This window comes from Rhodanobacter koreensis (assembly GCF_054782855.1).
Genome location: NZ_BAAGRR010000002.1, coordinates 1,088,086 through 1,101,675 on the forward strand (window position 1 = coordinate 1,088,086; position 13,590 = coordinate 1,101,675).

Annotated in this window: 14 protein-coding genes; 10 read left to right on the forward strand and 4 right to left on the reverse strand. The window is 63.4% G+C overall.

Going from position 1 to position 13,590, the window contains the following annotated elements; translation table 11 throughout:
- The first annotated feature begins 41 nt into the window (after nt 1–41).
- The 4 genes from parE to ACYVKM_RS10715 all read left to right on the forward strand — a co-directional run bounded on the left by parE (nt 42) and on the right by ACYVKM_RS10715 (nt 4,180).
- Entirely contained in the window at nt 42–1,931 is a 1,890-nt protein-coding gene (parE, locus tag ACYVKM_RS10700; RefSeq protein WP_460877566.1) for a DNA topoisomerase IV subunit B, read from the forward strand.
- Between the two features lie 267 nt (nt 1,932–2,198).
- Nucleotides 2,199–2,792: a fasciclin domain-containing protein gene (locus ACYVKM_RS10705; protein ID WP_460877823.1), complete on the forward strand. Its 594-nt coding sequence runs from the start codon at nt 2,199–2,201 to the stop codon at nt 2,790–2,792.
- A gap of 163 nt (nt 2,793–2,955) precedes the next feature.
- Nucleotides 2,956–3,561, forward strand: a complete 606-nt coding sequence (locus ACYVKM_RS10710) for a fasciclin domain-containing protein (RefSeq protein WP_460877567.1) — start codon at nt 2,956–2,958, stop codon at nt 3,559–3,561.
- A gap of 97 nt (nt 3,562–3,658) precedes the next feature.
- Complete coding sequence (locus ACYVKM_RS10715; protein ID WP_460877568.1) at nt 3,659–4,180, forward strand: 3-hydroxyanthranilate 3,4-dioxygenase; 522 nt, start codon at nt 3,659–3,661, stop codon at nt 4,178–4,180.
- Here ACYVKM_RS10715 and ACYVKM_RS10720 read toward each other — a convergent pair.
- Nucleotides 4,177–4,737, reverse strand: a complete 561-nt coding sequence (locus tag ACYVKM_RS10720; RefSeq protein WP_460877569.1) for an NUDIX hydrolase — start codon at nt 4,735–4,737, stop codon at nt 4,177–4,179. The genes ACYVKM_RS10715 and ACYVKM_RS10720 overlap by 4 nt on opposite strands.
- 161 nt (nt 4,738–4,898) lie before the next feature.
- On the opposite strand from ACYVKM_RS10720, the gene ACYVKM_RS10725 reads away from it, so the two are divergent.
- The gene (locus ACYVKM_RS10725; RefSeq protein ID WP_460877570.1) at nt 4,899–6,383 is read left to right on the forward strand and encodes an amino acid permease; all 1,485 of its coding nucleotides are present in this window, start codon (nt 4,899–4,901) and stop codon (nt 6,381–6,383) included.
- A gap of 72 nt (nt 6,384–6,455) precedes the next feature.
- A complete protein-coding gene (locus ACYVKM_RS10730; RefSeq protein ID WP_460877571.1) occupies nt 6,456–7,913 on the forward strand; it encodes an amino acid permease in 1,458 nt (485 codons plus the stop codon).
- A gap of 456 nt (nt 7,914–8,369) precedes the next feature.
- On the opposite strand, the gene ACYVKM_RS10735 is transcribed toward ACYVKM_RS10730, so the two are convergent.
- On the reverse strand, nt 8,370–8,702 hold the full coding sequence (locus ACYVKM_RS10735; RefSeq protein ID WP_460877572.1) for a high-potential iron-sulfur protein: 333 nt from the start codon (nt 8,700–8,702) through the stop codon (nt 8,370–8,372).
- 166 nt (nt 8,703–8,868) lie between these two features.
- Here ACYVKM_RS10735 and ACYVKM_RS10740 point away from each other — a divergent pair, with 166 nt between their 5' ends.
- From ACYVKM_RS10740 to ACYVKM_RS10755, 4 genes are all read left to right on the forward strand, one after another.
- Complete coding sequence (locus tag ACYVKM_RS10740) at nt 8,869–9,519, forward strand: methylthioribulose 1-phosphate dehydratase (protein ID WP_460877573.1); 651 nt, start codon at nt 8,869–8,871, stop codon at nt 9,517–9,519.
- On the forward strand, nt 9,516–10,079 hold the full coding sequence (locus ACYVKM_RS10745; RefSeq protein ID WP_460877574.1) for a 1,2-dihydroxy-3-keto-5-methylthiopentene dioxygenase: 564 nt from the start codon (nt 9,516–9,518) through the stop codon (nt 10,077–10,079). The genes ACYVKM_RS10740 and ACYVKM_RS10745 overlap by 4 nt, the downstream gene beginning before the upstream one ends.
- An 86-nt stretch (nt 10,080–10,165) precedes the next feature.
- Complete coding sequence (gene mtnC / locus ACYVKM_RS10750) at nt 10,166–10,852, forward strand: acireductone synthase (protein ID WP_460877575.1); 687 nt, start codon at nt 10,166–10,168, stop codon at nt 10,850–10,852.
- A 20-nt stretch (nt 10,853–10,872) separates the two neighbouring features.
- The gene (locus tag ACYVKM_RS10755) at nt 10,873–11,913 is read left to right on the forward strand and encodes a C13 family peptidase (protein WP_460877576.1); all 1,041 of its coding nucleotides are present in this window, start codon (nt 10,873–10,875) and stop codon (nt 11,911–11,913) included.
- Between the two features lie 51 nt (nt 11,914–11,964).
- Here ACYVKM_RS10755 and hisIE read toward each other — a convergent pair whose 3' ends face one another.
- Both hisIE and hisF read right to left on the reverse strand, forming a co-directional pair.
- A complete protein-coding gene (gene hisIE, locus ACYVKM_RS10760; protein WP_460877577.1) occupies nt 11,965–12,603 on the reverse strand; it encodes a bifunctional phosphoribosyl-AMP cyclohydrolase/phosphoribosyl-ATP diphosphatase HisIE in 639 nt (212 codons plus the stop codon).
- A 94-nt stretch (nt 12,604–12,697) separates the two neighbouring features.
- A complete protein-coding gene (gene hisF / locus ACYVKM_RS10765; RefSeq protein ID WP_460877578.1) occupies nt 12,698–13,495 on the reverse strand; it encodes an imidazole glycerol phosphate synthase subunit HisF in 798 nt (265 codons plus the stop codon).
- Nucleotides 13,496–13,590 lie beyond the last annotated feature (95 nt).

A 13,590-nucleotide genomic window follows, 5' to 3' on the forward strand; every position in this document is an offset into this window, starting at 1 on the left:
CACCCCATGCTTTGCCGTCTTGTCTGGATCGAAACACACGCATGAGCAGTCGCTACAACGCCGCCGATATCGAAGTCCTCTCCGGCCTGGATCCGGTCAAACGCCGCCCCGGCATGTACACCGACACCACCCGCCCGAACCATCTGGTGCAGGAGGTGGTCGACAACTCGGTGGACGAGGCGCTGGCCGGCCACGCCAGCTCGATCGAGGTCATGCTGCACGACGACGGCTCGGTGGAAGTGAGCGACGACGGCCGCGGTATGCCGGTGGACATCCACCCCGAGGAAGGCGTCTCGGGCGTCGAGCTGATCATGACCCGGCTGCACGCCGGCGGTAAGTTCAGCGGCAAGAACTACAACTTCTCCGGCGGCCTGCATGGCGTCGGCGTCTCGGTGGTCAATGCGTTGTCCGACCGGGTCGAAGTGACGATCCGCCGCGATGGCTCCGAATACCAGATGGTGTTCGCGCACGGCGACAAGATCAGCCCGCTGGAAGTGATCGGCACGGTACCGAAGAAGCGCAGCGGCACCACCTTGCGCTTCTGGCCGGAGGCGAAGTATTTCGACTCGCCTAAGATCTCGCTGCCGAAACTCAAGCATCTGTTGCGTGCCAAGGCCGTGCTGTGCGCCGGCCTCAACGTGAAGCTCACCGACGCAGCCAGTGGCGAAACGACCGAGTGGCATTACGAGGATGGTCTGCGCGATTACCTGCGTGGTGAACTCGACGGCAGCGAGGCGTTGCCGAACGAGCTGTTCGTGCATCACATGGCGCGCGACGTGGAAGGTCTGGAAGTAGCACTCGCCTGGTTGCCGGAAGGCGAACTGGTGCAGGAGAGCTACGTCAACCTGATCCCCACCGCGCAGGGTGGCACCCACGTCAACGGTTTGCGCACTGGCCTGACCACCGCGATCCGCGAGTTCTGCGAGATCCGTAACCTGCTGCCGCGCAGCGTCAAACTGGCACCGGAAGATGTGTGGGAACGGCTCGCCTTCGTGCTGTCGGCCAAGCTGCAGGACCCGCAGTTCGCCGGCCAGACCAAGGAGCGACTGTCTTCGCGGCAGACCGCCGGCATGGTCGAGAACGTCATCCACGACGCCTTCAGCCTGTGGCTCAACCAGCATGTGGACATGGGCGAGCGGATTGCCCAACTGGCGATCGAGCGCGCCAGCGCACGGCTGAAGGCGGCCAAGCAGATCGTGCGCAAGAAGATCACCCAGGGCCCGCAACTGCCCGGCAAGCTGGCCGACTGCACCGCGACCGATCTCACCCGCACGGAACTGTTCCTGGTCGAGGGCGACTCCGCCGGTGGCAGCGCCAAGCAGGCACGCGACAAGGAGTTCCAGGCGATCCTGCCGCTGCGCGGCAAGATCCTCAACACCTGGGAAGTCGAGTCGACCTCGGTGCTGGCGTCGGAAGAAGTGCACAACCTCGCCGTGGCGATCGGTTGCGACCCCGGCAAGGACGATCTGTCCGGTCTTCGCTACGGCAAGGTGATCATCCTCGCCGATGCCGATTCCGATGGCTTGCACATCGCCACCTTGCTGAGCGCGCTATTCCTGAGACATTTCCCGACCCTGGTCAGCGAAGGCCACGTGTTCGTGGCGATGCCGCCGCTGTTCCGCGTCGATGTCGGCAAGCAGGTGTTCTACTGCCTCGACGAGAGCGAGAAGGAAGCGATGCTGCAGCGGATCGAGCGCGAGAAGATCAAGGGCGCGGTCAGCACCACCCGTTTCAAGGGCCTGGGCGAGATGAACCCGCCGCAGTTGCGCGAATCGACCATCCACCCGGATACGCGTCGGCTGGTGCAACTGACCATCGGCGACGACGACGGTACTGCGAAACTGATGGACATGCTGCTGGCCAAGAAGCGCGCCGGTGACCGCAAGGCATGGCTGGAAGAGAAAGGCGATCTGGCGACGCTCGAGGTCTGAATCGCGGCAGCAGTCGCGACCGTTAACATTCCACCCCTCATATGGTCATCCCGGCGAAGGCCGGGATCGCTTTTCCAACACGGCCGCGTCGAAGCGATCCCGGCCTTCGCCGGGATGACGACCTGGGAGAGGGTCTATCCGCAGGGACGACGAGGTGGGCAGGATCTCTGTCGCCACCATTCGTGCATCCGGATCTGTCCTTACGCCGTATCTCCACATGCTTCCAATCCGGTAAGCGGAAAAGACCTGGAGAAACACATGATGAAGATGAACCATTCCCTGCGAACCCTCGCCGTCAGCCTTTGCATCGCGCTGTCCACCGCTGCCGTCGTACCGATGGCCTTCGCCCAGGCGGATGCCATGGGTTCGATGAGCATGCACAAGGACCCAATGGTCGGCGGTGCAGCGATGTATCCGTCGAAGAACATCATCCAGAACGCGGTGAACTCGAAGGACCACACCACCCTGGTCGCCGCCGTGAAGGCTGCCGGCCTGGTCGATACCCTTTCCGGCGCGGGTCCGTTCACTGTATTCGCACCGACCAACGAGGCGTTTGCGGCATTGCCCGCAGGCACGGTCGATAACCTGCTGAAACCCGAGAACAAGGCTACGCTGACAAAAGTCCTCACCTATCACGTGGTTCCTGGTCGACTGACTTCGCATGATCTGGCCGAGGCAGTCAAGGCGGGTGGCGGCAAGGCGGTACTCAAAACCGTCGAAGGCGATTCGATCACCGTTGGCAAGGACGGCAGCAAATGGACGGTCACTGACGACAAGGGGAATGTCGCCGACATCACCATTCCCGACGTGATCCAGTCCAATGGCGTGATCTTCGTGATCGACAAGGTGCTGATGCCGTAATCCGCTGCAACACAACGTTTGAATCTCTCCGCCGCTCCGATGACCTCGTCGGGGCGGTTTTTCGTTGTGACGGCAGCGCCGCAATGTTGGATACACTCATATGGGTAGCATCCGCAGCAGACTTCCGCTGCTTCCGATCCATGCAACGGACAAGAGACGGGAAATGGCTGTGAACATCGCGCGACTCCTGCAAGCATGCGCCATCGGCCTTTCGCTGGCGGTGGCTGTGGTGCCCCTGGTGGCGGCCGGCAAGACCGGCAAGACCCATACGGTGAAAAGCACCGCGCCGAAAGCCGCGCCGCCCAGCGAGCCCACCATGTCGCCGTCGAACGACATCGTCCGCAACGTCGATGGCGCGAAGGACCTCACCGCCCTGGCCGCCGCGATGAAGGCCGCGAACCTGGCCGGCACGCTCGCGGGCCACGGCCCCTACACCCTGTTCGCGCCGAATGACCAGGCATTTGCCGCGCTGCCTGCGGGCACGCGCGATCGCCTGCTGAAACCCGGCAACGAAGCCGCGCTGACCCGCGACATCAGCTATCACGTCGTACCCGGACGCCTGACCACCAGGGATCTGGCCAAGGCGGTCGAAGCAGGCGGCGGCACCGCTGCGCTGAAGACCATCGAAGGCGACTCGATCACCATCAGCAAGGATGCCGACCGCTGGGCGATCAGCGACGACAAGGGCAATGTCGCCCATGTCACCATCGCCGATCTGGCGCAGTCCAATGGCATGATCCTGGTGATCGACCAGGTGCTGATACCGTGACCCGCCGCGGGGACTGAAACCGCCAGCCATGCTCCAGCGGCTTTTTTTGCGCTGGCGGCGGCGCTAAGGTGTCGCCACCTTTCCAGGAACCGCCGCAATGGCCCTGCTGCCGCCGCTCGATCTGCATCGCTGGATCGAAGAACACCGCCACCTGCTCAAGCCGCCGGTCGGCAACAAGTGCATCGTCGACGGCGACTTCATCATCATGATCGTGGGCGGCCCGAATGCGCGCACCGATTATCATCACGACGAAGGCCCCGAGTTCTTCTACCAGCTCGAGGGCGAAATGGTGCTGAAGGTTCAGGACGATGGCCACGCCCGGGATATTCCGATCCGCGCCGGCGAAATCTTCTACCTGCCGCCGTGCGTGCCGCATTCGCCACAACGGATGCCGGCATCGATCGGACTGGTGATCGAGCGCCGCCGCATCAACGGCGAGAAGGATGGCTTGCTGTGGTTCTGCGAACGCTGCAACCACAAGCTGTACGAGGAGTACTTCGTGCTCGACAGCATCGAGCACGATTTCCCGCCGGTGTTCGACCGCTTCTACGGTTCACACGAGGCGCGTACCTGCGACGCCTGCGGACACCTGAACCCCGCACCCGCGAAATACGGCTAGAAGCCAGCTTTGTCCCTGGCCAACCATTTGCGCGCCATCCGCTGCAGCGAGCTGTCGAAACTGGCGTCATGCGCCACCTCGACCACCGGCCGCCATGCGAGCGCCCGCGATTCCTCGTTGATCACGAAGCGATCGTCCGCACCGGCGCGCACCACGTAACGCACGTCGTAATGCCAGTGCTCCGGTTCGCTTCCACGTGCGAGTATGCGATGTCGATCGATGTCGAAGATGCCGCCCTCAACACGCAGGCAGGCCACGCCGGTTTCCTCCTGCGCCTCGCGCAACGCCACGCGCGCCAGCACCGCATCGCCATCGGCGTGGCCGCCCGGCTGCAACCACCGATCCAGCTTGCGATGGTGCATCAGCAGTACCCGCGCACCGTCGGCACTCACCAGCCATGCCGAACCCGTGAAGTGGCCTGGCGGGTGGCTGCGCTCGAATATCGACGGGTCGGATTGCAGGAACTTGCAGAAACGCAAAGCCCCTTCGGCTTCATCCGGCCAGTGTTCCGCGTATTCGCGGAACTCGACCAGCATCCTCGGAATATCTGATGGCATGACGTGCGGCAGGGTATGGCTTGGCAATGCCCATCATAGCTGCGTCGCAGCTTGTCCCCCTTCCCTCACTCCGTTATGGTTGCGCGTCACATCGGCTGGTCGCGTCATGCCCGTCGCGGTTGCGGACGTATGTGGTATTTGTTTTCACGGGGAATCACCAAATGCTTTTCCAGCGCGTCAAGTCGCTCGACCAGATTCTCGCCACCGCCGAGAAGAAAAGCCTCACACGGCAGCTCGGCCCCTTCCAGCTCACCATGCTCGGTATTGGAGCGATCATCGGCACCGGCATTTTCGTGCTGACCGCCGAAGCGGGCCAGAAGGCCGGCCCCGGCATGATGATCGCCTTCGTGATCGCCGCAGTAGTCTGCGGCCTGGCCGCACTGGCCTATGCCGAGCTGGCCTCGATGATACCGGTGGCAGGTTCCGCCTATACCTACACCTACGGCGTGCTCGGCGAAGGCATCGCCTGGGTTGTCGGCTGGGCGCTGGTGCTGGAATACACGATCGCCGCCAGTACGGTCTGCGTCGGCTGGTCGGGATACGTGAATGGCCTGCTTGCCAACCGAGGATTCGGGCTGCCGGAATTCCTGCGCACCGGCCCGATGGATGGTGGCACGTTCAACCTGCTCGCCTTCCTGATCGGGCTGGCCGTCACCTTCCTGCTTGTCGTGGGCACCTCCAAGTCGGCCAAGGTCAATGCTTTCCTGGTGCTGATCAAGGTGGCGGCGCTGACCCTGTTCATCTTCGTGGCGCTGCCCGCCGTGAAGGATCCGAACTTCCATCCGTTCGTGCCCAATGGCTGGGGCAGCCCGATGGGAGGCATCGGCGTGCTTGGCGCCGCCGCCTCGATCTTCTTCGCCTACGTCGGCTTCGATGCCGTGTCGACGGCAGCCGAGGAGACCAAGAATCCGAACCGCAACATTCCGATCGGCCTGATCGGCTCGCTGGGTGTCTGCACCATCTATTACCTGCTGGTGAGCTACGGCGCCGTCGGTTCGGTGGGCGCCCAGCCGATGCTCGGCCCGGACGGTCTTGCACTGCAGCCGGGCACGCCTGCCATGGCCGCTGCGTGCCATGCCTCGCAGGCACTCGTCTGCAGCAAGGAAGCGCTGGCACACGTCGTGCGCCTGCTCAACCACAACACGCTTGGCAACCTGATCGGCTTCGCGGCCAGCATCGCGCTGCCGTCGGTCATCCTGACCATGACCTACGGACAGACCCGCATCTTCTTCACCATGGCCCGTGACGGCCTGCTGCCGAGCTCGCTGGCGAAGATCCATCCGCGCTTCCACACGCCGCACGTGATCACGCTCATCACCGGCATCTTCGTGTCCCTGTTCGGCGCCATGTTTCCCGTGGGCGCACTGGCGGATGTCACCAATTCAGGCACCCTCTTCGCCTTCATGATGGTATCGATCGGCGTGCTGATCCTTCGCAAGAAGCAGCCTGACCGGCCGCGCCCGTTCCGCACACCGATGGCATGGCTGGTTTGCCCGCTCGCCGTGATCGGTTGCCTGCTGCTGTTCTTCAACCTCTCGCTCAAGACCATCATCATCTTCTTCAGCTGGGCAGCAGTCGGTCTGGTGATCTACTACCTCTACGGTTACCGCAAGAGCCATCTGGCCAACGGTACCGAGCCGGACTGATCCGGCGCCCCACCCCGACTGCTGCATTGCCGGCACGGTGCCTACCGTGCCGGCGTCATATCCGGAATGCCCATGCTCAAGCAGCTGCTCGCTCGCAAGACCGATTTCTCGAACGTCGACATATGTGACGGCCCCGGCCTGAAGCGGACGCTGGGCCCCTGGGGGCTCACGGCGCTCGGCATCGGCGCCGTGATCGGCGGCGGCATCTTCGTGATCACCGGTCAGGCCGCGGCCGAGCATGCAGGCCCGGCAATCATCCTCGCGTTCGTGATCGCGGCCATCTGCTGCAGTTTCACCGCGCTGTGCTACGCCGAGTTCGCGACCCTGATCCCGATGTCGGGCAGTTCGTATTCCTACGCCTATGCCACCCTGGGCGAACTGATGGCCTGGTTCATCGGCTGGAACATGGTGCTCGAATACGGCGTCTCCGCATCGGCGGTCGCGGTCAGCTGGACCGGCTATTTCGTCAGCCTGCTCGATCACGTCGGCATCCATCTGCCTACCGTGCTGACGAATGCGCCACTTGCGTACATGAACGGTCATCTCGTGACGACCGGCGCGCTGTTCAACCTGCCCGCAGTGGGCATCGTGCTGGCATTGACGTGGCTGTGCTACGTCGGCATCCGGGAGTCCAGTGGTGCGAATCTCGCCATGGTCATCCTCAAGGTCGGCCTGATCGTCATCGTGATCGCCGCCGGCTGGCATTACGTGAACACGGACTACTGGCACCCGTTCATCCCGGCGAGCCAGGGCCCCGAGAAATACGGCTGGCCGGGGATCATGCGTGCCGCCACGCTGGTGTTCTTCGCCTATATCGGATTCGAGGCGACCTCGACTGCGGCACAGGAAGCCAAAAACCCCCAGCGCGACCTGCCGATCGCAACGCTGGCCTCGCTGGCCATCTGCACCATTCTGTACATCGGCGTCGCCGCGGTGATCACCGGGCTGCTGCCGTTCAACCAGCTCGGCACCAGCGAACCGGTCGTCACCGCTGTCAGGGCACATGCCGAACTCGGCTGGCTGCGCTGGCTGGTCGAAATCGGCGCCTTGATCGGATTGTCGTCGGTGGTGCTGGTCATGATCATCGCGCAACCGCGCATCTTCATGATCATGGGACGTGACGGCCTGCTGCCGCCGGTGTTTGCGAAGATCCACCCGCGCTATCACACACCGCACATCAATACCGTCATCACCGGCGTCGGCATCGCGGCACTCGCGGCGGTATTTCCGCTCGACGTGCTCGGCGACCTCGTCTCGATGGGCACCTTGATCGCCTTCGTTGCCGTCTGTGCCGGCGTGCTGATCCTGCGTCACACGCGGCCCGACCTGCCCCGCACGTTCCGCGTGCCATGGGCCCCGGTCACCTGCGTACTCGGCGTGCTCAGCTGCCTCACACTGCTGTACTGGGAGAACTGGTACCAGTGGCTGCTGCTCGGCATCTGGACGGTGCTCGGCATGGCGATCTATTTCGGCTATGGCCGCCGGCACAGTCGCCTGCGCCAGCAAGACACTGGGGCCACCGAATCCTGAGTTTGCCTATCTTCGTGAAATGGCGGAAAAATCCTGCCATTTTCGTCGAATGTCTCGAAATCCGCTTTATTGGAAAAAGCAGGTCAACTTCTCAAAAATTATTGCGAATTGAAGCATAACTCATTGTTTTCAATTGTTTTAACGAGAATTTTTCAAGACAATTTGAGAGCCTGATCGCCCATTCGCCGATCGCGGGAGTATCATCGCCAGTCCGCGGGTTGATCACTTGGCAGTGGGCCCCGGATCGCCGCCCGGCGCGTCAGGTAGGTCAGCTCCTCAGCCTGACGCGTCGGGCAGCACTTTTCTCCGGACAGTCCGTCCCGCATCCCCCTCTCTCGGTTTCACGTGATCGCCATGCGCGATCCGTGTCCATGACAAGCATCCAAAGAAAAGGCCGGCAACGGGCCGGCCATTCGATGATCCGCATGCGTGGCCGAACACCACGCCTCGATCAGATCAGGCTTTCTTTGGTGTGTGCGACACGCACCAGCCTTTCGCATTCACCGACTTGCCCGGGAACAATTGACACGGTCCGCGACCGGTGGCGCCGCCGGAATAGAACTGGCAATTGGAGCATTCGTCGCCGGCCTTGTGCTTCGCATTGGCGGACTTGCTGGCGTCTTCCACGTAACCCAGAGCCTTGGCCGTCGGATCGGCCTCGGTCACCGGCGGCAGGTCGGCAGCGCGCGCAAAACGCGGCAGGCCGCCGATGACCACGGCAGCCACCGTGGTGCCAGCGGCGACCTTGAGGAATCGGCGACGCGATTCGATATCTTGTTCGTTCGACATGGACAAGCCTCCGTCGGGATCTATCCGGTGCACCCTGCGCCGGATTCTCAAGGAATGGTACGCCTGCTGCCGCAATCTGTCCTGACTTGCGAGAATGGCTCTCATTCCAGCAAAGCGCCCATTCCACGCGTGTTATAGTTGCCACTCATTTGGACGTCCAAACAGCATGAGTCAAGACCTTCCTGCAACGATATCCGCCAGCCTGTTCGATGCGCGCGCAGACGCCATTGCGGACACCGCGCGCGAGCTGTCGGCGATGGGCTGGACCCCGGCCACCAGCAGCAATTTCTCGATGAGGGTGGATGCGGAGCATGCCGCCATCACGATCTCCGGCCGGCACAAGGGACGGCTCGGTCGCAACGACATCATGCTGATCGACCTGCATGGCGACGCCGTCGGCACCGACGCCCGCCCCAGCGCCGAAACCGCATTGCACACGCAGATCTACCGGCGCTTGCCGGAAATGCATGCAGTGCTGCATACCCACTCGCGCACGCAAAGCGTCGCCTCGCGGCTGTTCGCCGGCGACGGCGCGATCCGCCTGCAGGGCTGGGAATTGCAGAAGGCGATCACCAGCTACCGCACGCACGAGAGCGTGCTGGAGATTCCGGTGTTCCCGAATACCCAGCACATGCCCGAACTGGTCGCCCAGGTCGATGCCTGGCTGGATGCCGGCAAGCCGTTGCATGCCTATCTGATCGACGGCCACGGCATCTACACCTGGGGCCGCGACATGGCCGAGGCCCAGCGTCATCTGGAAGCGCTGGAGTTCCTGCTCGGCTGCGAACTCGACCTGAAAAAACTGAGGGCATCATGAGCCGCCTGCGCATCTTCGACGAATCCCGGCCGCAATCGCCGCTGGCGGAACATCACGAACACGCCGCGATTGCCCATGAACTGGGCAAGGTCGGTGTCCGCTTCGAGCAATGGGAGGCCAATCAGCCGATCGTGCCTGGTGCCAGCCAGGACGAGGTGATTGCCGCCTATCGCGGCGACATCGACCGGCTGATGGCCGAGAAGGGCTACCAGGCCGTCGACGTGATCAGCCTCGCGCCCGATCACCCCGAGCGTGCAGCGCTACGGCAGAAGTTCCTCAGCGAACACACGCATAGCGAGGACGAAGTGCGCTTCTTCGTCGCCGGCTCCGGCCAGTTCACCCTGCACATCACCGGCAAGGTCTACGACATCCTGTGCGAACAGGGCGACCTGATCGGCGTGCCGGACGGCACCCGCCACTGGTTCGACATGAGCGAGGCGCCCTGTTTCGTGGCGATCCGGTTGTTCACCAACAAGGAAGGCTGGGTGGCGAACTTTACCGGCGACGACATCGCCCAGCGTTTTCCACGGATGCAACCGCGCCAAGCCGTAGCTGGCTGATAGCCGGCCGCCGAAACGGTGACCGCCCACGGCGCAATGCGGCAGCCATTCGTTTATGCTGATCGTCCTTTACCAGCATCACCGCCATGATCGAAATCCGCGCCATCGTCACCGACATCGAGGGCACCACCAGCTCGATCAGCTTCGTTCGCGATGTGCTGTTTCCGTATGCGCGCAAGCGGCTACCGGCCTTCGTCGAAACCCATGGCGACAAACCCGAGGTGCTGCACTGGCTACACGAAGCGGCGCGGGAGGCTGGCCTGGTCGAGGCCAGCCGTCAGGACATGGTCGAACTGCTGCTGCAATGGATCGACCAGGATCGCAAATCCACTGCGCTTAAAGCGCTGCAGGGCATGATCTGGAAGGACGGCTACGCCGCCGGCGACTATCGCGCCCACCTCTATCCCGAAGTCGCCGCCCGCCTGCGCGACTGGCGTGCCGACGGACTGCGCCTGTACGTCTACTCTTCCGGTTCGGTACCGGCGCAGCAGCTGTTTTTCCGTTACAGCGAGGCAGGTGACCTCACCCCATTGTTTGCCGGTTATTTCGACACCGAAACCGGCCCGAAGCGCGAGACCGAATCCTACCGGCGCATCGCTGCGGCGATCGATGAAGAGCCCCGGCACATCCTGTTCCTGTCCGATATCGCGGAAGAACTCGACGCGGCACAGGCTGTCGGCTTCACTACCGGCTGGCTGATCCGCGAACCGTTGACGTGGCCGGCCGAACCGCGTCATCCCGCCTATCGCGATTTCAACGCGATCACTCCCTGAGCCCCGGCGCGAACCCTGCCATGCGCACCATCCTGACTGTCCTGCTTGCCTTCGCCGCCGGGGTGCTGCTGATGCTGTTGCTTCCCGGCCATGCCGGGCTGCCGCCGAGTGCCAACCCGTCCATGCCTGCCGCTGCCGTCTCCACAACGGTCATCTCCAGCAGCAGCGCGCCAGACGAGGTTTCATCAAGCGGGACCGCACCCGACAGCGGCGATAACTGGCCGAACTCCGCCCCGACCCCGGAACAGGTGATCTACGCGCAGCCGCAAATGGTCCGCGAGGCGCTGGCAAAACTCACCCCGCGCGTGCCCGGCAAGCCGAACCTGTACCTGCTGGCCTTCGCCGGCGACGGTGGCGAGGACGTGTTCCGCAACGAGGCCGAATACGCCGCGCAAATGTTCGCCCAACGCTTTGGCGCCACCGCCCATAGCCTTGTGCTGGAAAACAACCCGGCCACCCTGGCCACGCATCCGCTGGCCAGCTGGAGCAACCTGGAAGCCGCGCTCGATGGCCTGGACAAGGCGATGCAGCCGGATCAGGACATCCTGCTGCTCTACGTCACCAGTCACGGTGGCGAGGATCACAACCTGCTGGTCGACATGGACCCGCTGCCGCTGGACCAGATCGGCGCAGCGGATCTGGCCGACATCCTCGCCAAGCGGCACTTCAAGTGGAAGGTGGTCGTGGTCAACGCCTGCTACTCCGGCGGTTTCGTGCCACCGCTGCACAGTCCCGGCACCCTGGTGCTCACCGCCGCCCGCACCGATCGCAGCTCGTTCGGCTGCGGCAGCGATTCGGACATCACCTATTTCGGCAGGGCCTGGCTGGTCGATGCACTGAACCGCACCGACAACTTCGTCGATGCGTTCAAGCAGGCCAGCAGCGAAATCAGCCAATGGGAGACGAAGGACGAGTTGACTCCGTCGGAACCACAGATCGATATCGGCAGTGGCATCGAGGATCAGCTTGCGTTGTGGCGCAAGGGATTCACGCCCGGACCAGCGGTTGTATTCAAGCCCGCCGCGCCGGCGCCTGCCAGCACGACGGGAACAGCGCAGTAATCCACCCTTGCATCCCGCAGCTGCAAGATACGCATGCTGACTGACCTGCCCTTACTGCCCACTGCGCGGAGCAGCATGCCGCCCGGCAAGCAACGCCACAGCGTCGGTCAGGGATAACCCCCGCGCACGCAACACCACGGTGAGGTGAAAGATCAGGTCGGCAGCCTCGCCGAGCAATTCTTCGTCATTCTGTGCCACAGCGGCCAGTGCCGTCTCGACACCTTCCTCACCCACCTTTTGCGCCATCCGGCGGATGCCGCCATCAAACAGCTTGGTGGTGTAACTCCCCTCGGGACGTTCGGCATGGCGCTGCGCGACCAGCGCGTCGAGCTCGGCGAGGAACCCGAGTGGCGGCTGCACGGCATCGCCGAAGCAGCTGGACGTACCCAGATGGCAGGTCGGTCCATGCGGCTCGGCCTGCACCAGCAAGGTGTCGGCGTCGCAGTCGATGCGGATACCCTTCAGTACAAGGACGTGGCCGGAGCTTTCGCCCTTGGTCCACAGGCGTCGTTTGCTGCGGCTGTAGAACGTCACCTTGCCGCTGGCCTGCGTCTGCGCCAGCGCCTCGGCATTCATGTAGCCGAGCATCAGCACCTCGCCGTTCAACCAGTGCTGCACGATCGCCGGCAGCAGGCCATTGCCCTTGGCCCAATCGAGGTGACTGAAGTCGGTGGCTGGAGTGTTGGTCATGCGCATGAGCGTGGCAGAGGAGTGAGTGGAGAGGAGTAAGAAGTGAGCAAGAGCGGCGCGAGGCGCAGCCATTGGAATGGGGTTAGCTTTTCTCTCACTTCTCACTCCTCGCTTCTTTACTCACTTCTCGCACCGCTACGCCCTGCCCATGCAGATAGTGCTTGAGTCCGGGGATCGCGATCGCGCCGGAGTGGAACACACTGGCGGCCAGCGCACCGTCCACATCGGCCTCGATGAACGCATCACGGAAATGTTCCAAGGCACCGGCACCACCGGAGGCGATCAGCGGCACTTGGCAGATCGCGCGGGCCATCGACAGCTGTTCCAGGTCGTAACCCTGGCGCACGCCGTCGCTGCCCATGCAGTTGAGCACGATCTCGCCGGCGCCGCGCTGCTGCACCTCGACCATCCAGTCCAGCGTCTTGCGTGGCAGCGCCTGCGTTTTCGTGGGGTCGCCGGTGTACTGACGCACGCGCCATACACCGTCCGCATCGCGCAGCGAGTCGATGCCGACCACCACGCACTGTACGCCGAAGGCGGCGGCCAGTTCATCGATCAGCTCGGGGCGCTCCAAAGCCGGCGAGTTGACCGAGATCTTGTCAGCGCCGGCATGCAGCACGGAACGCGCCTCGTCCACCGAGCGAATGCCGCCGGCAACGCAGAACGGGATGTCGATCACTCGTGCTACCCGCTCGACCCAGCCGCGATGCACGCTGCGCCCTTCCGGGCTGGCGGTGATGTCGTAGAACACCAGTTCGTCGGCGCCCTCGTCGCGATAGCGCAAGGCGAGCTCGACGATCTCGCCCATCACCACGTGATCGCGGAAACGCACGCCCTTGACCACCTTGCCGTCGCGCACGTCCAGGCAGGGAATGATGCGGCGGCTCAGCATCGTATCTCTCCTGTGCCCACCTGCGAGGTGCGCAGGAGCGATGCCGAAATCACATTCCCTCCCCTGCTTGCAGGGGAGGGCTGGGGAGGGGTTGC